Below are 20449 nucleotides of genomic sequence, written 5' to 3' on the forward strand. Positions count from 1 at the left end.
TTGATATCAACTGTAATTAAATTTCCGCCGAAGTTTATCTTAAGTACCTCGACTAGAATCGACATAAACTTAAGACGAAAGCCGGGAATAACAAAAACTGACTAATGAAACGAGCTTTATTTCCAGGGTCTTTTGACCCATTAACATTAGGCCACTACGATATTATAAAACGCGGCATCACCCTTTTTGATGAAATTATAGTTGCTATTGGTGTTAATGCTGATAAAAAATATATGTTCACCCTTAATGAACGTAAAACATTTATTGAAGAGGCTTTCGCCAATGAACCTAAGGTAAAAGTGGTAACGTATAAAGGCTTAACGGTCGATTTTTGTAAAGAGATTGGTGTTGAATTTATTTTACGTGGTCTTAGAAATCCAGCAGATTTTGAATTTGAAAAAGCCATTGCTCATACCAATAGAGACCTCGCTCCTATTGAAACTGTTTTTCTTTTAACCTCTGCAGGCACATCTTATATTGCCTCTTCTATTGTTCGTGATGTTATTAGAAATAATGGGGATTATACCAAACTAGTTCCTGATAATGTTAGAGTTAAATAGTTTAACTTCTAACTCCTAAAATGTAACATTAATTAAATATTTTATACTAATAAGTAAATAATCTATTTAATAATTCATGTACTATCAAATTACATATTTACTTTTTAAACTAAAACTTGTTCAACCTTCTGAAAACATAATTAACTTTTGGATGGAAAACAATCATGTTGAAAAATTAGAGTATGCTTTAGTCCATGGAAATTACAAAACAAGAAAACGAGCTGCTGAAGCTCTAGAACATGTTGGTAAACCATCATCAATTCCTGTACTTATAAAATCTATAGATGATAAGGTGCAAAATGTATCTATTGCGGCTTTAAATGCTTTACAACGTATTGGTACAGATGATGTTCTTGTTAAAACCATAATACAAAAGCGTTTTAATTGGGCAAATAAAACACTTGAAAGCCAGGCTAAACACGAAGCTAACAAAAATAAAAAGTATAAGATTTATCGGTGGGAGCGTGCTAGCAAAAAATCGTTTGACCGGGTTAAAGAACAGCTTAAAAAACCCATGCGCTAACAATTAACAATGTTAAAACTTATATTCTGAAAGCCCTTTGGTAAATGCCTCTGGGTTTTCTGCTAAGTGATAGCGTGGATCGTCTATATCTTCAACAATAACCTCTCTAAATTTAGGGCTTGATTTATATAGTAGTATTTTACAATCTTCGCTTAAATGCTTAAGTTTAATTTGTTTACCTGCTTCTTCGTATTTATTAACTAAGTTAAAAATAGCTTCGATAGCAGAATGATCGCTAATTCTAGATTCAACAAAATCAATCTCTACTGTTTCAGGATCGTTTTTAACATCAAACTTTTCGTTAAAAGCAATAATAGATCCAAAAAACAAAGGCCCCCATATTTCATAAACCTTTGTTCCATCTTCGCGTAAACGCTTACGAGCACGAATACGCTTGGCGTTTTCCCAAGAAAATACAAGCGCGCTAATAATAACTCCTGCAATTACCGCAATGGCTAAATCAAAAATAACCGTTAATGCAGATACTGCAACTAAAACAATAACATCGCTTAATGGAATTTTATTTAAAATCCTGAAACTACTCCATGCAAATGTTCCGATAACGACCATAAACATAACGCCTACTAAAGCTGATATTGGCACTTGTTCAATCAATCCAGATGCAAAAAGGATGAATATTAACAGTAACACTGCGGCTACAATACCTGAAAGTCTTGTTCTACCACCTGATTTTATATTGATTAAAGATTGCCCAATCATAGCACAACCGCCCATACCTCCAAAAAAACCAGTAACGATATTGGCGCCGCCTTGTGCCATACATTCACGGTTGGCATTTCCTCTAGTTTCAGTTAGTTCATCTACTAAATTTAGTGTCATTAACGATTCTATTAAACCAATAGCCGCAAGAATCAAAGCATAAGGAAATATAAATTTAAGTGTTTGAATATTAAAAGGCACTTTACTGAATATATCTGTTTGGAACTGTGGCAACCCCCCTTTCAAACCTTCGCCGCCGCCATCACGAATAAAACTACCAACGGTTGCTACATCTAAGTTTCCGAAAATTGCAATGGCTGACACTACCAGTATAGCAATTAAAGCTTCGGGTAATTTTTTAGTAAGTTTTGGTAAGCCAAACATAATCCCCATCGTTAAACCGACTAAACCAATCATAACCCAAAGGGTATTTCCGGTAAACCAATCGCCATTACCATCTTTAAACATACCTAATTGCGATAAGAATATCACAATAGCTAATCCGTTTACAAACCCCATCATTACAGGGTGTGGAATCAATCTTACAAACTTACCTAATCTAAAAACTCCAGCTAGCATTTGAATTATTCCCATTAAAATTACAGTAGCAAACAAATAGTATAACCCTAATTGCTCACTTGGTTCGCCCATGGCGTTCCCTTCTGCTACCAAGCTTACCATAACTACCGCTAAAGCTCCTGTGGCACCACTAATCATGCCTGGGCGACCTCCAAAAATAGAGGTTATTAAACCAATCATAAATGCAGCATACAAACCAACCAACGGGTCTACACCTGCAACAAAAGCAAATGCTACAGCCTCTGGTACTAAAGCCAGTGCCACAGTAATTCCACTTAAAATATCGTTTTTTGCATTAGCAGCACGCTTTCTAATAAATTCAGTCATGGTTTACTTTTTGAAGGTGCAAATTTACGCTTAATATGTTGGTGTGCAAGTAGAAGTATTATAATTTGGCTTTTACCCAAACTAAAACGTAATAGTGATTTTTTAGGATATTTCTTTTTCTAACCAGACTAAAGCCTCATCTCTTTTTTGAAACAATTCAATATTCCAATTATCATCTTTATTCATATTTATTAAGGTTTCTGTAGACATTAAACCACCATTAGTACCAACTACAACTGCCAGAGCTTTTATTTCTTTTAAATTGCCAATAACCTTTTGCGCTTCAAAAGTATAACTATATGAATGTTTTTTATTTATTAAAAGAAAAAAAGGCGCATCAAGATTAGTCAGTAAAAAATCATGATATTCATCAACATGGACTAAATCCATAACAAGACCATCATTTACAATAACCTCCGCCAAATTATTTTGTAGAATCTTAATAGTTCCAAATGACAGTTTATAACTACCCATTGCATTGTTTTAACGAGAATATTAAATCAACACTTTCAAATTAATCAATCTGGTGTAATAGCACTTACTCAACTAAGTTAGTCATTTTTTTTTTACTTTAACTACTTAAAGTCTTATTTATCATGAAATTATTCATCAAAAATCAAACTAATAATTTAATATTAGCATAAGAGTTTTCAAGGACCTTATTTATTTGAGTATTATTTAGCCATTCTACCTTTGTAATTCCCTCTTCTTGTTGAGCATATAGGTTCCCAGCAAAACTGGTTTTCATCTCAAACCAATGGGTAATTTTTATTTTATAACGCCCATTACGTTTAAAAATATGATAGGTCGTTTCTAAAGGCTTGGTAATTTGTAATCCTGCCACTCCTGTTTCTTCACTAACTTCCCTAAGTGCCGTCTCTTCAATAGTTTCTTTACCCTCTGTTTTTCCTTTTGGCAAATCCCATTTATCATTTCTGTAAATAAATAAAACCTCGCCATTATCATTATAGACTTTTCCACCACCTGCAATGACATTGGGTAGTTTTTTTAAAAACTTTTTTATGAGCTTATCTTCATTTTTGTGAATCAATCGGGCTTCACTTAAAACTGATGTATTGAGTTTTCTTATAACTTTTACAACATTTACCGTATTCAATAAATAATTTTTAAAGTTAGTTTCTTTTTCAACTACAGTGGTTAAAACTATAGGTTTATCGCCAACAAAAACTTTATACATACCCAATAATAATTTTAGATATGGTAAAAATATCATTTTTACTTACAATTCATACATATGTTAAAAAAAATTATTGAACCATATTATCATATAAATTTAAATTTATATGTAATTTTGTCCACATGATTTTTGACAAAGACACCGCTAAAAAAACGGCTGAGGTTTTATTACAGATTAATGCTATAAAACTAAGCCCTCAAGAACCTTTTACTTGGGCATCGGGCTGGAAATCACCAATATATTGTGATAACCGTATTATTTTATCCTTTCCGCCAATTCGTAATTACATTCGTGAAATCATGGGTAAACATATTGAAAAAGAATATGGAAAACCTGATGTTATTGCTGGTGTTGCCACAGGCGCTATTGGTATAGGGATGTTGGTCGCTGAATATTTAGGTCTCCCTTTTATTTATGTAAGACCAGATGCTAAAGGTCACGGACGTAAAAACCAAATTGAAGGTTTTATTGAAAGAGGACAAAGTGTTGTTGTAGTTGAAGACTTAATTAGTACTGGAAAAAGCAGCTTGAATGCCGTAAAAGCATTAAAAGAAGCAGGAATTAATGTAAAAGGCATGGTAGCCATTTTTACTTATGGTTTTGATGTATCTGCCAAAAATTTTGAAAAAGAAAATATACGCTTAAATACATTAAGTAATTACAAAAACTTACTTGAAAAAGCTTTAGAAACCAATTATATTTCTGAAAAAGAATTAAAAACATTATTAGAGTGGAACACCAACCCAAGTGAATGGAACACTAATTGATATACTAAACGTAAAGTTGTTTGAGTTGTTAAGACTTTTAGTCGAAAACAACTCAAACAACTTAACAATATATAACTTAACAACATTATGAATTTAGAATCCCCAAAAATTAGCGTTAGTAAATCGCCACAAGACGTTTTTAATTTTTTAGCCGATATAAAAAACTTTGAATCTTTAATGCCTGAAAACATAAGTAAATTTGAAGTTTTAGGCGATGACACATTTCTTTTTGCATTAAAAGGCATGCCTGAAATCATCTTAAAAAAGAAAGAAGTACTACCTCCAAACAAAATTATTTTGGGTGCAGCTGGCGGAAAAATTGATTTTTCGCTTATCGCAAATATTACAGAAATAAACGAGGCTTCAAGCGACGTACAACTTGATTTCACAGGTGATTTCAACCCTATGATGGCCATGATGATAAAAGGTCCAATAACAAAATTTATTGAAACCCTAGCTACTAGTATTCCTAAAGCAATTTAATAAAGTAATGTAATTTCTTTTAAATCGAATGATTTTATAATATTATCTTCCAGTAAAACAAGAAGTTTTCCTGAATCGGAAATCCCCTTTATAAAACCTGAAAACATCAAACCTTCGACATCTTTAAATGTTGAAGGTTTATTTTTTCTAAAAAGATGTGTTTCATATTCCGCTTTTATCAGATCATACTTTCCATCCTTCAATAGTAAAAAATAACCCTTTAAATTGTTTAAAATAACCATTACCAATTCATCCAAATTATAAACTTTTCCAGATAGTATACTTAATGATGATGCTTTAGGCAGATTTTTAAATTCGGTTTGATTCACATTTAAACCAATACCTATAATAGAGGCATTAATCGAGTTCTGTTTTATGACATTTTCGATTAAAATACCACAAATCTTCTTGTCTGCTGACAAAATGTCGTTAGGCCATTTTACACGTAATCGAGAAATTGAAAAAAATTGAAGTGTTTTCAATACAGACAAAGCCGCAACCATACTGATATAAAAAGGGGAATCTAACTGAAAGCCAGATACATCCTTATAAACACTAAACGTTAGGTTTTTAGATGTTTCAGCGTCCCAAACCGTGCCCATTTGCCCCCTGCCCTGGGTTTGTTTTTTTGCAACAACCGTTGTATAATCCTCCACATTTTCTCTAGCACTCAAGGTTCTCAAATAACTATTTGTGGAATCAGTGGCATTAAGTTTGATTATAGACATATTAGAGTTATTGCTGGTCTTTAAAATCTTATGATTATTTTAAAGTATAAAGAACTAAAAAAATAATAACTTTGCACAAATTAAATATAATTAATGGCGAAAGAAAAAATAAGCGCAGACCAACTAATATCTGTTATAATCAGTGGGATTGAAGATGTTAAAGGTAATGAAATAAATATTCTAGATTTAAGAGAGATTGAAAACACGGTTTGTGATTACTTTATTATTTGCGAAGGAACTTCAAACACACAGGTAAATGCCATTGTTAACTCCATACAAAAAAAGGTAAGCAAAACGCTTAAAGACAATCCTTGGCACACTGAAGGTTTAGATAATTCAGAATGGGTATTAATAGATTATGTTAATGTTGTAGTGCATGTGTTTCAAAAACACATTAGAGAATATTACGATATTGAAAGCCTTTGGGGCGATGCAAAAACAACAGTTATAGAAACGAGTTACTAAAAAAACAAAATGGCAAACGATAAAAAGAATATAAAAGATAAAAAACCAAAATTTAGTCCATACTGGATCTATGGTATATTAATAGCAATTTTCTTAGGCTTTCAATTATTTAGTAGCGGAAGTTATCAAGAAGGTAATTTAACTACGCCCTCAGACTTTTTTAAGTATTTGGAAGATGGTGATGTTGAAAAAGTTGATATTGTAAAAAACACCCGTGTTGCAAAAGTATATTTAACAAGAGATGCTGAGGCCAAAGAGATTCATAAAAACTCAAAACCTCAAACATTTATACCTTCTACTACAAAATTACCTAATTATAAATTTGAATTTGGTGACCTTCAAAATTTTGAAAACCAACTCAATGAAACCACTAAAGATTTAGATGTTAAACCTATAGTTAAGTTTGATACTGAGACCAATGATTGGGGGAATTTATTGATGGGAATCTTACCATTTGTACTGTTAATTGGTGTTTGGATTTTTATTATGCGAAGAATGTCTGGAGGTGCTGGCGGTGGTGCTGGAGGACAAATATTTAATATAGGAAAGTCCAAAGCAAAGCTTTTTGACCAAAATACGGAGGTTAAAACAAGTTTTAAAGATGTTGCAGGACTTGAAGGTGCTAAAGAAGAAGTTCAAGAAATAGTTGATTTCCTTAAATTTCCAGAAAAATACACCACCTTAGGTGGAAAGATTCCTAAAGGAGCTTTACTTGTAGGCCCTCCTGGAACCGGTAAAACCTTATTAGCAAAAGCAGTAGCTGGTGAAGCAAAAGTACCTTTCTTTTCATTGTCTGGTTCAGATTTTGTTGAAATGTTTGTTGGTGTGGGTGCTTCGCGTGTTAGGGATTTATTCAAACAAGCAAAAGAAAAATCCCCATCCATCATCTTTATTGATGAAATTGATGCCATTGGTCGCGCTAGAGGTAAAAATGCTATGTCTGGTAGTAATGACGAACGTGAAAACACATTAAATCAATTATTAACTGAAATGGATGGTTTTGGTACAAATACAAACGTTATCGTGATTGCTGCAACCAATAGAGCCGATATTTTAGATAAGGCTTTAATGCGTGCAGGACGTTTTGATAGACAAATTTATGTAGACCTACCCGATGTTCGTGAACGTGAAGAAATATTTGAAGTCCACTTAAGACCGCTTAAAAAAGCTGAAAATTTAGATTTAGATTTCTTATCTAAGCAAACGCCAGGTTTCTCTGGTGCCGATATTGCTAATGTATGTAACGAAGCCGCTTTGATTGCTGCTAGAAATGGAAAAAAGGCAGTTGACAAACAAGATTTTCTCGATGCTGTTGATAGAATTATTGGAGGCTTAGAAAAGAAAAATAAAATTATTACACCAAGCGAGAAAAAAGCTGTTGCTTTTCACGAAGCTGGCCATGCCACTGTAAGTTGGATGTTAGAACATGCTGCACCACTCGTAAAAGTTACCATTGTACCTCGTGGGCGTTCATTAGGAGCTGCATGGTATTTACCTGAAGAACGGCTAATTGTAAGACCCGAACAAATGCTAGACGAAATGTGTGCTGCTCTTGGTGGTCGTGCTGCTGAAAAAGTGATTTTTGATAAAATATCTACTGGGGCATTAAGCGATTTAGAAAAAGTAACTAAACAAGCTAGAGCCATGGTCACTATTTATGGACTTAGTGATAAAATTGGTAATTTAACATATTATGATTCTGGACAAAGTGAATACGGTTTTACTAAACCTTATAGTGAACAAACAGCAGAGTTAATTGATAAGGAAATATCAGATATTATTGAAGAACAATATCAACGTGCAATCAAATTACTTGAAGCCAATAAAGATAAATTAACCCAGCTAGCAGAAGTCCTTCTTGAAAAAGAAGTTATTTTTAAAGATAATCTTGAAAAAATATTCGGTAAACGCGCTTTTGAAAAAGAAGAAGTAGAAAAACCAAAGGAGTCAAGCGAAACTATCGACGAATAAATCTGAAAAGCATATAATTTGTTAAGCTTTTAGTAAAAATCTTAAATTAGTAACAAGGTTAATTTAAGATTTTTTATATTTGATAAAACGCAAAAGAATTCTGTTAATAGCTATAACTTAAATGAGCCTTTTTAGAAAACTATTTGGTTCTAAATCTGTACATTCAGGTAAAGAATTAAAATCTGATGATAGAGGCAAATATATGCCAGAAGTAAAACTGCCAATAGACGAAAGGTTTACTATAAACTTTAAGGCTAATGGTGGTAAATTCTTGTACTGCGAAAACCTAAATGAGGTTTACACAAATTTAAATCATATTATAGACGAAAACAATTGGGAAGAAGAGCAAGTTTTATTACTTGATGATAATTTACAAGATAAATTTAAAAATTCTGATTTATTACCTACTAGAAAGATAAGTGAAGCTACTTTTTTCTTAACCACTTGTGAAAATTTAATTGCTAATGATGGATCCTTGCTAATTTCATCAAAACAAATCTTTGAAAAAAAACTACCGGAACTACCTTTCAACTTTATTGTATTTGCAACAACAAGTCAAATTGTTGAAAACATAGGCGAAGGTTTGCGCGGTATAAAATCTAAAAACAGGCAAAAAATCCCAACTAATATTACAACCATAAAACATTTTAAATCTGGTGATGAAAAAGATTTTCTAAGTTATGGAAGTAGCGCAAAAAACCTATATCTATTACTTTTTGAAGATTTATAGAATGAAAGAAACGTTTATCCGATCACTTTCTGGCTTAGTCTATATTTCATTATTACTTGTTTGTCTATATTTTGAACACTTACTTTTAGCAATTTTTCTTGTGTTTGGCTTAATATGCATGAGTGAATTCAAAAAACTCATTCAACTTAAAAGTAATATCCCTTATTTAATTTTTATTGTATTATATGCCGTTTTTGGCTATTGGCAAACTGTTTTAAACACAAATGCGGGTTTAAGTGAAGCGATACAAATACTTATGGTAATCTCTATTTTTGTAAAGCTATTTTTAGTGAAAGATCTATTTTCAGAAAAGACCATTCCGCTTTTTGTTACTAAACGGTTTTTACTAACAACATTCTATCTATCAAGTGCTTTTGTTTTTTTAATCTTGATAGCTAATTATTATGAAAACTATAATCCTTCTATATTACTCGGTACTTTCATCTTAGTTTGGGTAAATGACTCTTTTGCTTATTTAGTTGGTAAAAACTTTGGTAAACAAAAACTTTTTGAAAAAATTTCACCTAAAAAAACCGTTGAAGGATTCCTTGGCGGTTTGTTTTTTTCATGTATAGCCAGCTATTTTATTGCTACCTTTACTGAAACTTTAAACTTTACGAGCTGGTTAATACTAAGTATTATTATTACTGTTTTTGGTACTTTAGGAGATTTAATCGAATCTAAGTTTAAAAGACAAGCAAATGTTAAAGATAGTGGTGTTATTATGCCAGGTCATGGTGGTTTATTAGATAGACTAGATAGCATTATTTTTGCAGCACCATTTATATATTTATTTTTAAGAATTTTACATTATGTTTCATAAAGAAGGTCATAAAATTATAGTCATAACATTTATTATTGTTGTTGCTGGTATTTTATTAGCTGAAAGTTTTATTAGTATCGTATGGTTAAAAACCGTTATTCTAATTGCTTTATTGGCTTTTTTAATACTTATTCTCCAATTCTTCAGAAATCCAAAACGCCATACCGTTTTAAATAACAAACAAGTCCTATCTCCTGTAGATGGCAAAGTGGTTGTTATTGAAGAAGTTTTTGAAAAAGAATATTTTAAGGAAAAACGTTTGCAAGTTAGCGTATTTATGTCGCCACTAAATGTACATGTTACGCGCTACCCTATTTCTGGAAATGTTATTTTTAGTAAATACCACCCAGGAAAATATTTAGTAGCTTGGCATCCAAAAGCGAGTGAAGAAAACGAACGCACCACCGTTGTTGTAGAAAACGAAACTTACGGCAAGGTGTTACATAGACAAATTGCCGGTGCATTAGCAAAACGTATTGTAAACTATGCAAAGCTTAATGATAAAGCCTCTCAAGGTGGTGAGTCTGGGTTTATAAAATTTGGCTCAAGGGTCGATTTATTCTTACCTTTAGATACTAATATAAAAGTAGCGCTGAATCAAAAAGTTCGTGGAGGCGAAAGTATTATTGCTGAAAATAACAATGGGTAAAAGCAACTTAGACATAGAATTTCAAAAAGCTGTTAATCGGGTAAACGCATACACCGAACCTTTTCCTGCCGATACACTTTTAAAACTTTATGCTTACTATAAAAAAGCAACTAACGATTATAGCAAACCAAAAAGCAAGAAGCCCATTATAAACGCTTTTAAAACCAATGCTTTATTTCAAGTAGAAAATATTAGCGAAGACGGTGCTAAACAAGCTTATATAGACTTGGTCAATAATTACTTTTTATACAGAAAATAATTTTAAATAGTCTGTCACTATTGGTATTACAAGAAAGACACAATGCCTAATTATATCAACTAATCCATATCAAAGCGCACGCCTATAGAAATATTATTTTGATCTACAATTTGGTCTTTAAAAATAGGAGACAAATCATATTTAATATACAGTGCTGTACTATCAAATGCTAAATAGGCACTTAAACCATAAACTAAATTAGAGGTGTTGAAGCCACGCTTTTGTTTATCCTTTATATCTTCACCATCCAATTTGTATTTTAGTTTTTGCCGTGTACCAATATTAAACCCAGCATAACCTCCAATACCAATCTTAAATTTATTATCTGTTGAATACCTAAAATGGGTATCTTTATCAATGCGTTTTGATGGCCCAAATTCAAAATGAATAGGAAGCACCAAATTGGTAATTGAAAGTTTTGATTTTTTAAGATTTTCAGGGAACTCCTCTAAAACCGTTTGATCACCTTGTTGCACAAAATAAGCGTTATTATCAGGCTTTAATCCATTTATTTGAATGGAATACCCATACTTAAAACGTAAAAAATTAGAGTTCTTAAAAACCCGTGTTTTCCAAGCCCATCCTATTTCAAAAAAACGTGAGCCTCCAAATTTGTATGGAGAATCGTCAAATTTTTCACCTTCAATAATGGCATTATTAAAACCAAAGGCTAAAACAAAATCACTTGTAGTTCGTAAATCGTACTTTTTGGGTTTGTTTTTATCTTTAATCTTTATTCCGGCAAAACTACCTTCATCGCCTCCTATACTAAAACCTATTTTAGATAGATCTTCATCGTCAGTATGGTACCCATCTTCATTGCGTTCTAAAAGTGAAATTTTGTTATTAATAATCACTATGCGATTCTCAATATTTAAAGCTCTTTTTTTAGCAACTTCTTTTTTAAGTTTTTCCGCTTCCTCATTTGTTATTTCACCATTTTCTAAACGGAGATTTATAGCCTCTACTTCAGCTTTCAGAAAAGCTTTTTCTTGGTTTTTTATATCTTCTCGCAACTTACTTAACTCTTCTACCTTGTGCTTATTATTTACATTTTGAATGGTGTCTTGTGCACGGATTAATTGCACACTTAAAGCTATTATTAATAGCACTAAATACTTTATAATTGTTTGCATAATTGTTCGTTTTGCCCATAACAGGCTTGATTAATTGATTTGATGATGAATTTATTATTAGTTTTATTCAGTTACCTTAATCTCTAATGGATTTAATCATTACGTTGGACTACTGCTATTTTTACAGAATTATAACTTGCTTTTATCGCTTCAAAAACCTTATTTCTAAAGGATTGGTCTAAATCGGATTCTACCTCTTGTAGCAATATATTTGCATCAACTACTCCTGTAGTTTCATTAATTAATCTATTTAATTGTATTTCTTTTTGCGCTTCAATCAATAAAGCATCGATGTCTTCATCTGTTACATCTTTTTTATCTGCTCTCAATGCTTGTACTTGTGCAACAATATTTTGGATTTCTTGATTTTCGAACGTTAGGTTTTCTTTTGGTAATTCAGGTGAATTCATCTGAATATGTTCTTCTTTTGGATTTGATTTTTCATTAGCAACTATAGCTAGAGGCTTATTTATTCTATTTGTCCTCAGTAATTTTTCTGCTTTAGGGTTGTCTAATGTTTTATCTTTATAAATAACACGTTCATTCTTATTTAAAACTTTGTTTTCAATATCTACAGAAGCAACTTTAATGGTTTCCTTTTTTTCTTGCTGAATAGCTTCTGGCGTTATTACTATTTTTGGGGCCTCTTCAACCACCTTATTAGTATCTGAAAATTGGGTAACCACAAACAAAATTCCAATAACACTGGCTGCTATACCTAACCACCAATAAGGCGTGTTGTTTTTATTTTTGCCTTGATTATCTAATCGCTCTGACAATCTATTCCAAGCATCTGCTGATGGTTGCAAAGTCCTTTTATCAAGCTTTTCCTTTATATGTTCTTCAACTTTAATGGGTTCCATTGCTTGTGATTTTATTTAATTGTTTTAATTTTTCCTGAAGCATTTTGCGTGCTTTAAATAATTGCGATTTTGAGGTTCCTTCATTAATATTGAGAATCTCCGCAATTTCATAATGCTTATACCCTTCAATGGCATACATTACAAATACCATTTTATAACCTTCAGGTAAGGTATCAATTAACTGTTGTATTTCGGCAACTTCAATATTGGTGTTGATATTGTTTACGTAATCCTGGTTAATCGTTATATCTTCAACAGAAAACTCAATATATTTTTGCTGCCTTAAGAACGAAATGGATTCCCTGACCATGATTCGCCTTATCCAACCTTCAAAACAACCTTCATTTTTAAAATGCTTCAAATTTAAAAACACCTTAAAAAACCCATTTAGCATAGCTTCTTCAGCATGATGTAAATCTTTAATATAATATCTACACACACTTAGCATTTTTGGCGCATGCATTTCAAATAACACATGCTGCGCTTCACGATTATTTTTAATCGCTTTTTTTATTAATGCACTTTCGTTTTTATGCAGTTGAATAACTTTCAAAAATGGATTCATTTAAGCTTCTATTTATAAAGACGCAAATTATATGCAAATGGTTGCTTAAGGGGGCATTTATTTTACAACTCCCTTTTAAAAAGTAATACATGAGTGGTGTTTAAAATTAAGGTAACATCCACGTTAAAGTTAAACGGTTATAAAAACCCACTTTATTTCTTCCTATCTATCACATAATTCACCATAAGTTCTAGCGAATTTTTATACTTAGAATCTGGGTAAGTTTTAATGAGCTCTAATGCTTCGGTTTGAAACTCCTTCATTTTAGCAACAGCATAATCTAGACCACCATTATGCTTTACAAAGGCTATCACTTCTTTAACACGTTTGGTATTTTTATTATGGTTTTTAATAGAGTTTATCAACCAGTTTTTATCTTTTTTTGAAGCTTGATTTAACACATAAATTAATGGCAAAGTCATTTTTTGTTCTTTGATATCAATACCTGTTGGTTTTCCTATTTGCGCATCGCCATAATCAAACAAATCATCTTTTATTTGAAATGCCATACCGATAAGCTCACCAAATTTTCGCATAGTTTCAACATGCTGAGATTCAGGTTTTACTGAAGCTGCCCCTAAACTACAACAGGCAGCAATTAGAGTTGCTGTTTTCTGGCGAATAATCTCATAATAAACAACTTCGGTAATATCGAGCTTTCTAGCTTTTTCAATTTGAAGCAACTCACCTTCACTCATTTCCCTTACTGCAATGGATATGATTTTAAGCAAATCAAAATCATTATTATCAATGGATAACAACAAACCTTTTGATAACAAATAATCGCCAATTAAAACCGCTATTTTATTTTTCCAAAGCGCGTTTACTGAAAAGAATCCACGTCGGCGGTTACTATCATCTACCACATCATCATGAACCAATGTTGCTGTATGGATTAATTCGATAACAGATGCGCCTCTGTATGTACGTTCGCTAACCTCCCCATTAGACACCATTTTTGCAACCAAAAACACAAACATAGGTCGCATTTGCTTCCCTTTTCGGTTTACTATATAATGCGTAATCCTATTAAGCAAGGCTACTTTACTCGCCATAGAAAGCTGAAACTTTTGCTCGAAAAGATCCATTTCATAAGCGATGGGTTGCTTTATTTGCTCTACTACTTTCAATTGATTTGTTTAAAGTAATTCAAATATACTATTTCAAGCGGGTTCTATTAAAATTAATCACTATTTAATAAATGGATTTTCTTTACAGAAAAACACTTAAAATGAAACTAAATAAAAATTGTCAAGCCGTCTTTAACTCTTGTTAGCCAACTGCCCACATGCAGCATCAATATCTTTACCTCGGCTTCGTCTAACTGTAACGGTAATATTATTGCTTTCTAGAACTTTAACATACATATCTATTGCTTTTGAATGAGCTTGTTGGAACTCGCCATCATCAATAGGATTATACTCAATAAGATTTACTTTACTAGGTGCAAATTTGCAGAATTCGACTAAGGCATCAACATCTTTTCTTTTATCGTTTATACCATCCCAAACCACATACTCATAGGTTATTCTGTTTTTTGTTTTAACATACCAATGTTGAAGCGCCTCTCTTAAATCGTTAAGTGGGAAGGTGGCGTTGAATGGCATAATAGACGTTCGAACCTCATCTATTGCTGAATGTAATGACACAGCAAGTTTAAATTTAACATCATCATCGGCCATTTTCTTAATCATTTTTGGCACTCCTGATGTGGACACTACTATACGCTTAGGCGACATGCCTAAACCTTCTGGTGATGTTATTTTATCTATGGCTTTAATAACATTATTATAGTTCATAAGCGGTTCGCCCATACCCATAAAAACGATATTACTTAATGGTCTGTTATAGTATAATCTACTTTCATTATCTATGGCTACCACTTGGTCGTAAATCTCGTCAGGATTTAAATTACGCATACGTTTTAAACGTGCCGTTGCACAAAACTTACAATCTAAACTACATCCTACTTGACTGGATACACAGGCGGTAGTTCTGGTTTTGGTTGGAATTAAAACCGATTCTACTATTAAATCATCATGAAGCCTTACTGCATTTTTAATAGTCCCATCACTACTACGTTGCATGGTATCTACTTTTATATGGTTGATAACGAAGTGGTTTTTCAGCATTTGACGTGTTTCTTTTGAAACATTGGTCATATCTTCAAAAGTATGCGCCGATTTTTGCCAAAGCCATTCATAAACTTGATTGCCTCTAAATGCTTTATCGCCTTGCTCTACAAAGAACGCTCTCAATTGCTCTTTGGTTAATGCGCGTATATCTTTTTTTTTGATTTCCATTTGAATGCAGAAAAACAACTAATAAAAAAGCCTCTAATAAAAGAGGCTTATTATTTAAAATATTATATTTATATGATTAGCATGGCATCACCATAACTATAAAACTTGTATCCTTCTTTAATAGCTTCATCATAGGCACGTTTTATGAAGTCGTGACCTGCAAATGCAGAAACCATCATTAACAAAGTTGATTTTGGTGTATGGAAATTGGTAATCATTGAGTTTGCTATACTGAAATCGTAAGGAGGGAAAATAAATTTATTGGTCCATCCATCAATTTCATTTAGTTTTCCGCTTGTTGATACGGCACTTTCTATGGCGCGCATTGCAGTGGTTCCAACAGCACATACTCGCCTTTTTTCCTTTAGGCCTGTATTAACAATCCCTACTGCCTTTTCATCAATTTTTAGCTCTTCGCTATCCATTTTATGCTTAGATAAATCTTCAACCTCAACAGGGTTAAAAGTCCCTAATCCAACATGCAATGTTACTTCTGCAAAATTTACACCTTTTATTTCTAAACGTTTTAATAAATGTTTTGAAAAGTGAAGTCCTGCTGTTGGAGCTGCTACTGCACCTTCATTTTTAGCAAAAATAGTTTGGTAACGATCTTCATCTTCTGGCTCCACATCTCTTTTAATGTATTTAGGAAGTGGTGTTTCGCCTAGCTCATTTAATTTTATACGGAATTCTCTATATGATCCATCGTACAAGAAACGCAATGTACGTCCTCTTGAAGTTGTATTATCTATAACTTCTGCTACTAAAGTATCATCATCGCCAAAATATAATTTGTTACCAATTCTTATTTTACGAGCTGGGTCAACTAAAACATCCCAAAGACGTTGTTCTTCGTTTAATTCTCTTAACAAAAACACTTCAATTCTTGCACCCGTTTTTTCTTTGTTACCGTATAATCTGGCTGGAAAAACTTTGGTATTGTTAAGCACCAAAACATCATCTTCATTAAAATAGTCAATAACGTCCTTAAACATTTTATGCTCGATGGTCTGCTCTTTTCTGTTTAAAACCATTAAGCGAGACTCATCTCTATTTTCTGCTGGGTACTCTGCTAATAATTCTTCTGGTAATTCGAAGCCGAAGTGTGATAATTTCATTTATAGGAGTTTAGTTATTTTTAGAAAGTTGCAAATATACAATCTGCGCATAGGGGTTGTCAAGTAAATACGTGATTATTATTTCTTATACCTAAATAAATCTTAAAATAATCGATGGTTAATTTGATGTTATTTCAAAACCTATGGATTTTAAGTCATCCCAAAAGGTTGGGTAGGACTTTGAAACGACCATAGCATCTTCTATAATTATTGACGTTTTAAGTGCTAACGGCGCAAAGGCCATAGCCATTCTGTGATCGTTATATGTTGCAATAGAAACTAATTCGTTTATTGAATTTGAAGCTGCCAAGTGTAACGATTTATCAGTGATATTGACGTCTCCTCCTAACTTTTCAATTTCTGTTTTTAATGCAACGAGTCTATCTGTTTCTTTAATTTTTAATGTATGAAGCCCTGTTAAATCACATGAAATCCCTAAAGCAAAGCAGGTTACCGCAATGGTTTGAGCAATATCTGGTGCGTTTTTTAAGTCTAGAGATAAGGGGTTTAAACGTAATGTGTCCTTCTTTAAAGTCAGTGCATTATCCTTAAAAACCGTAGACACACCAAAATGCTTATAAATATCCACCAAAGCTGAATCCCCTTGTAATGAATTTTCTTTGTATGATGTTAAGGTGATTTCCGTTCCTATGTCACTTAAAGCTGCTATACTAAAATAATAAGATGCTGAAGACCAATCGGATTCAACTGTAAATGTTGCTGGTTGTTTGTCACGATAGCTATCGGGATTGGTTGTTGGCTTTATTGTAATGGTATTATTTTCAAAAGATGTTTCTACGCCTATTTCGTCCAATAAACTTAAAGTCATATTAATGTACGGAACAGATGTTATTTCGCCTTCCAAAGATAATTCTAAACCGTTTTCAAGTGTTGAAGCTATTAATAGCAAAGCGGAAATATACTGACTACTTACATTCGCTTTTAACGATACTTTATTTTTTGTTAGTTTCTTCCCTTTTATTTTTATTGGCGGAAAACCCTCATGGTCTTCATATTCAATTTCAGCGCCTAAATCTTGTAACGCTTCTACTAAAATTTTAATAGGACGTTCTTTCATGCGCTTTGAACCTGTTAGCGTTACTGTTCTACCTTCTTGAATTGAAAAATAAGCGGTTAGAAACCGCATGGCGGTACCTGCATGATGAATATCTACAATATCAGCTTGAGTGTTTAAGGCATTAGCCATTAAGTTACTATCATCTGAATTTGAAACATTTTCTAGTTTTAAATCTGGATATAGCGCTTGAAGTAATAACAAACGATTGGATTCACTTTTTGAACCTGTTATTGTAACTTTTGATTTACGGTTTACTATTTGTGATTTGTGAAGTGTGATATTCATTGTAAAATTGTCTTGCTTCTTAAAGCATGCAAATTTACTTTAATTTTTCGTTATTATGATGCCTATCGTGGTCTCGTTTTCCTTTCTTATCCATTCTTTTATCAAAAGCTTTTTTCAAATCCACCCCTGTTTGGTTTGCTAAACATAATACTACAAATAGTACATCGGCCAATTCTTCGCCTAAATCTTTATCCTTATCGCTTTCTTTTTCGCTTTGTTCGCCATATCGTCTGGCTATAATTCGAGCCACCTCGCCTACCTCTTCAGTAAGTTGAGCCATATTGGTAAGTTCATTAAAATAACGTACGCCGTGGTCTTTAATCCACTTATCTACTTCTTTTTGTGCGTTTTGAATGTCCATTATATTCTGGTTAAAACAATTTGTTCGGCTTCTTTTTCTATCATTTGATTAAAAAATTCTTTAAGAGCTTCATAATAAACAGGAGAAACTACAGCGCTATTTAAAGTTGAACTTAATGTAAATTGAATCTTGTTTTCTGAGGCAACAATATTATATTTAAACGTCCCTAAATTATCTGGTAAAGATACCACTTTTGGTTTTGGAACCGATTCTATATTATATCCTTCTGGAATACTAATTATAATTCTATTCTGTCCTGATAATGGGTAACCAAAATCTACAGGAAATTCACGCTTTTCTAACTTAAAAGGGTTTTCATTAGTTCTTAAATAAAATAGTGGCGAAAAGTATATTTTATCTCCTATTATATCTGCCTGACTTTCTTTAAAAAATTTATAAGACTCCATAATGGGTTTAGAGAGATTTAACGCATTTGTTACTTTAAAATCTGAAATTTCTAAGCCTTCGTATTTGTTTTCCAGTTTTTCTAAAAAATCATCTTCATTTGCGGTATTGTATTTTTGTCTATACCGCAAAGCATCATGATTGGTTTTTACACTTCTAAATCCGCCTTCAATATCACCATTTTCCAATAAATTTATCATCATTGAAGTTGTGTTTTTTGATTGTTGTTTAGGGTACAAATCTATTGTGGAAAAACTTCCTGATTCTCTAATAATCCTACCTTTCCAATTTAATGTTCTAAAAGGCAAAACATTAATGGTACTGTATGTACTTGTGGCATCCAATAAAATAACATCATCTTTTACTTCTATACCGGTTATGACATAGTTATACCCTTCTCTGGTTGGAAATAGTGGAATTCCGTTATGTCTGGTGCTCACTAAAATAGGGTTAGCATTTAAGCCTGCATATCGTAACATTGAGGTTAACATTAAATTAATTTCCGCAACATTCCCTACTTGGTCTTTATAGGCTTTTTTTACACCATCATTTGTGTATTTACTGTAATACCCATTCCATTTTACTCTTGACTTTACATGATCAAAAATCAAAAACGCTTTTTTCATAGGGTCTGAAACCGAACTTATTAAAGCATCAATATCATTTTCATAATATCCCGATTTTTTCAATTCTCCTCCAAAATTGGAATTTTTGTATATGGTTTTTACAACATCTTCCCATGTTGATGAATAATGCTTGAATGTTGAATTTGGAAACTTTGTGTATGATAACTCATATCTAACAGCTAATCGGTAATTGTTAATATTATTTACATAAGGCTCTTCAATAAGTGCTGGTATGTTTGTTAATTTGTACTCGTAGCATTCCTTGATAAAATCTATTTTATCATTACCTAGATTAAAACTACCGTTTTTATTTACCTTTTTTTGGTTCATTTTTAAAAAACCTCTAACATTTAACTTAAAACTGAAATACTCAGGCGCCTCAAATATTGCTATTAGCTTTTTAATTGGAATATCATTTTGAAAAATAAAATCATCAACATTTGAGAAAAAAGGTGAATATATTTTATATCTGTATTCAATAATTGACCCTTCACTTATTTTAGGCATTGTAAACTTTTCTTCATTTCTATACTTAGATTTTTCTGTTTTAAATATGCCTTGTTTTTCAAGTTTAGTATCTTCTATTTTTCCACCAACTAGATTATAAGTATATGCTTTTAAATTACTCACTTCTTCGTCAGTGCTTCCATTTTTATAAAGACTGATTGTTTTTGTTGCATATTCAAACCCTTCCTGATTATAAATTTTGATGCGTTCATGGATTTCCGTTATTAACTGAAATCCTTCTTGTTCTGAATATTCAAAATGAGTCTTCCTATATTTATATAAATATGTTGCTGATGCTGATGAGTCTATTGGGTTATAGGTTTCCTGCAATTCTTCTTTTGATATTTTTCCAAATTTATAATCTTGGGCTAGTACATTTAAGGAAATACTTAAACTAAGTAATATTGTAACTATTCTCAT

Annotated in this window: 23 protein-coding genes; 10 read left to right on the forward strand and 13 right to left on the reverse strand. The window is 32.2% G+C overall.

Translation table 11 applies throughout. From position 1 onward, the window contains the following. Positions 1-104 precede the first annotated feature (104 nt). Positions 105-560 carry a pantetheine-phosphate adenylyltransferase gene (coaD, locus tag ABD941_RS08850; protein WP_345273773.1) on the forward strand — a complete coding sequence of 152 codons (456 nt, stop codon included), beginning with the start codon at positions 105-107 and terminating at the stop codon, positions 558-560. A gap of 76 nt (positions 561-636) precedes the next feature. Continuing rightward, positions 637-1083, forward strand: coding sequence for a HEAT repeat domain-containing protein (locus ABD941_RS08855; RefSeq protein WP_345273774.1), 447 nt, complete (start codon positions 637-639; stop codon positions 1081-1083). Positions 1084-1095: 12 nt separating this feature from the next. Here ABD941_RS08855 and ABD941_RS08860 read toward each other — a convergent pair whose 3' ends face one another. The 3 genes from ABD941_RS08860 to ABD941_RS08870 all read right to left on the reverse strand — a co-directional run bounded on the left by ABD941_RS08860 (position 1096) and on the right by ABD941_RS08870 (position 3907). Next, complete coding sequence (locus tag ABD941_RS08860; protein ID WP_345273775.1) at positions 1096-2709, reverse strand: SulP family inorganic anion transporter; 1614 nt, start codon at positions 2707-2709, stop codon at positions 1096-1098. Between the two features lie 102 nt (positions 2710-2811). Continuing rightward, complete coding sequence (locus tag ABD941_RS08865; RefSeq protein ID WP_345273776.1) at positions 2812-3183, reverse strand: hypothetical protein; 372 nt, start codon at positions 3181-3183, stop codon at positions 2812-2814. A 142-nt stretch (positions 3184-3325) separates the two neighbouring features. Then, positions 3326-3907, reverse strand: coding sequence for an NUDIX hydrolase (locus ABD941_RS08870; protein WP_345273777.1), 582 nt, complete (start codon positions 3905-3907; stop codon positions 3326-3328). A gap of 122 nt (positions 3908-4029) precedes the next feature. Between ABD941_RS08870 and pyrE the strand changes: the two genes are divergently transcribed. Together pyrE and ABD941_RS08880 are read left to right on the forward strand one after the other, a co-directional pair. Next, a complete protein-coding gene (pyrE, locus tag ABD941_RS08875) occupies positions 4030-4674 on the forward strand; it encodes an orotate phosphoribosyltransferase (RefSeq protein WP_345273778.1) in 645 nt (214 codons plus the stop codon). 87 nt (positions 4675-4761) lie between these two features. After that, on the forward strand, positions 4762-5157 hold the full coding sequence (locus tag ABD941_RS08880) for an SRPBCC family protein (protein ID WP_345273779.1): 396 nt from the start codon (positions 4762-4764) through the stop codon (positions 5155-5157). Here ABD941_RS08880 and ABD941_RS08885 read toward each other — a convergent pair. After that, the gene (locus ABD941_RS08885) at positions 5154-5885 is read right to left on the reverse strand and encodes a biotin--[acetyl-CoA-carboxylase] ligase (RefSeq protein WP_345273780.1); all 732 of its coding nucleotides are present in this window, start codon (positions 5883-5885) and stop codon (positions 5154-5156) included. The genes ABD941_RS08880 and ABD941_RS08885 overlap by 4 nt on opposite strands. A gap of 93 nt (positions 5886-5978) precedes the next feature. On the opposite strand from ABD941_RS08885, the gene rsfS reads away from it, so the two are divergent. The 6 genes from rsfS (at position 5979) to ABD941_RS08915 (ending at position 10782) form a co-directional block, all read left to right on the forward strand. Continuing rightward, the gene (gene rsfS, locus ABD941_RS08890; protein ID WP_345273781.1) at positions 5979-6350 is read left to right on the forward strand and encodes a ribosome silencing factor; all 372 of its coding nucleotides are present in this window, start codon (positions 5979-5981) and stop codon (positions 6348-6350) included. 9 nt (positions 6351-6359) lie between these two features. Continuing rightward, the gene (gene ftsH, locus ABD941_RS08895) at positions 6360-8321 is read left to right on the forward strand and encodes an ATP-dependent zinc metalloprotease FtsH (protein ID WP_345273782.1); all 1962 of its coding nucleotides are present in this window, start codon (positions 6360-6362) and stop codon (positions 8319-8321) included. A gap of 121 nt (positions 8322-8442) precedes the next feature. Next, a complete protein-coding gene (locus ABD941_RS08900) occupies positions 8443-9051 on the forward strand; it encodes an LUD domain-containing protein (RefSeq protein ID WP_345273783.1) in 609 nt (202 codons plus the stop codon). Between the two features lies 1 nt (position 9052). After that, the gene (locus ABD941_RS08905; protein WP_345273784.1) at positions 9053-9874 is read left to right on the forward strand and encodes a phosphatidate cytidylyltransferase; all 822 of its coding nucleotides are present in this window, start codon (positions 9053-9055) and stop codon (positions 9872-9874) included. After that, positions 9864-10523, forward strand: a complete 660-nt coding sequence (locus tag ABD941_RS08910) for a phosphatidylserine decarboxylase family protein (protein WP_345273785.1) — start codon at positions 9864-9866, stop codon at positions 10521-10523. Before ABD941_RS08905 ends, ABD941_RS08910 begins: the two co-directional genes overlap by 11 nt. Beyond that, complete coding sequence (locus ABD941_RS08915; RefSeq protein WP_345273786.1) at positions 10516-10782, forward strand: acyl-CoA-binding protein; 267 nt, start codon at positions 10516-10518, stop codon at positions 10780-10782. The genes ABD941_RS08910 and ABD941_RS08915 overlap by 8 nt, the downstream gene beginning before the upstream one ends. Positions 10783-10841: 59 nt before the next feature. On the opposite strand, the gene ABD941_RS08920 is transcribed toward ABD941_RS08915, so the two are convergent. From ABD941_RS08920 to ABD941_RS08960, 9 genes are all read right to left on the reverse strand, one after another. Next, positions 10842-11918 carry a coiled-coil domain-containing protein gene (locus ABD941_RS08920; RefSeq protein ID WP_345273787.1) on the reverse strand — a complete coding sequence of 359 codons (1077 nt, stop codon included), beginning with the start codon at positions 11916-11918 and terminating at the stop codon, positions 10842-10844. A gap of 92 nt (positions 11919-12010) precedes the next feature. Then, positions 12011-12781, reverse strand: a complete 771-nt coding sequence (locus tag ABD941_RS08925; RefSeq protein ID WP_345273788.1) for a hypothetical protein — start codon at positions 12779-12781, stop codon at positions 12011-12013. Further along, entirely contained in the window at positions 12768-13346 is a 579-nt protein-coding gene (locus ABD941_RS08930) for an RNA polymerase sigma factor (RefSeq protein ID WP_345273789.1), read from the reverse strand. The genes ABD941_RS08925 and ABD941_RS08930 overlap by 14 nt, the downstream gene beginning before the upstream one ends. A gap of 152 nt (positions 13347-13498) precedes the next feature. Continuing rightward, positions 13499-14476 carry a polyprenyl synthetase family protein gene (locus ABD941_RS08935; protein WP_345273790.1) on the reverse strand — a complete coding sequence of 326 codons (978 nt, stop codon included), beginning with the start codon at positions 14474-14476 and terminating at the stop codon, positions 13499-13501. Positions 14477-14608: 132 nt separating this feature from the next. After that, a complete protein-coding gene (rlmN, locus tag ABD941_RS08940; protein ID WP_345273791.1) occupies positions 14609-15649 on the reverse strand; it encodes a dual-specificity RNA methyltransferase RlmN in 1041 nt (346 codons plus the stop codon). A 68-nt stretch (positions 15650-15717) separates the two neighbouring features. After that, positions 15718-16767 (reverse strand): tRNA preQ1(34) S-adenosylmethionine ribosyltransferase-isomerase QueA, encoded by a 1050-nt coding sequence (gene queA / locus ABD941_RS08945; RefSeq protein ID WP_345273792.1) that lies wholly within the window; start codon positions 16765-16767, stop codon positions 15718-15720. Positions 16768-16885: 118 nt separating this feature from the next. After that, positions 16886-18130 carry a 3-phosphoshikimate 1-carboxyvinyltransferase gene (locus ABD941_RS08950; RefSeq protein WP_345273793.1) on the reverse strand — a complete coding sequence of 415 codons (1245 nt, stop codon included), beginning with the start codon at positions 18128-18130 and terminating at the stop codon, positions 16886-16888. A gap of 34 nt (positions 18131-18164) precedes the next feature. Next, positions 18165-18491 (reverse strand): nucleotide pyrophosphohydrolase, encoded by a 327-nt coding sequence (locus tag ABD941_RS08955; RefSeq protein ID WP_345273794.1) that lies wholly within the window; start codon positions 18489-18491, stop codon positions 18165-18167. Then, positions 18491-20449 carry a DUF3857 domain-containing protein gene (locus ABD941_RS08960; protein ID WP_345273795.1) on the reverse strand — a complete coding sequence of 653 codons (1959 nt, stop codon included), beginning with the start codon at positions 20447-20449 and terminating at the stop codon, positions 18491-18493. Before ABD941_RS08960 ends, ABD941_RS08955 begins: the two co-directional genes overlap by 1 nt.

Source organism: Flaviramulus aquimarinus (assembly GCF_039543205.1).
GTDB lineage: Bacteria > Bacteroidota > Bacteroidia > Flavobacteriales > Flavobacteriaceae > Flaviramulus_B > Flaviramulus_B aquimarinus.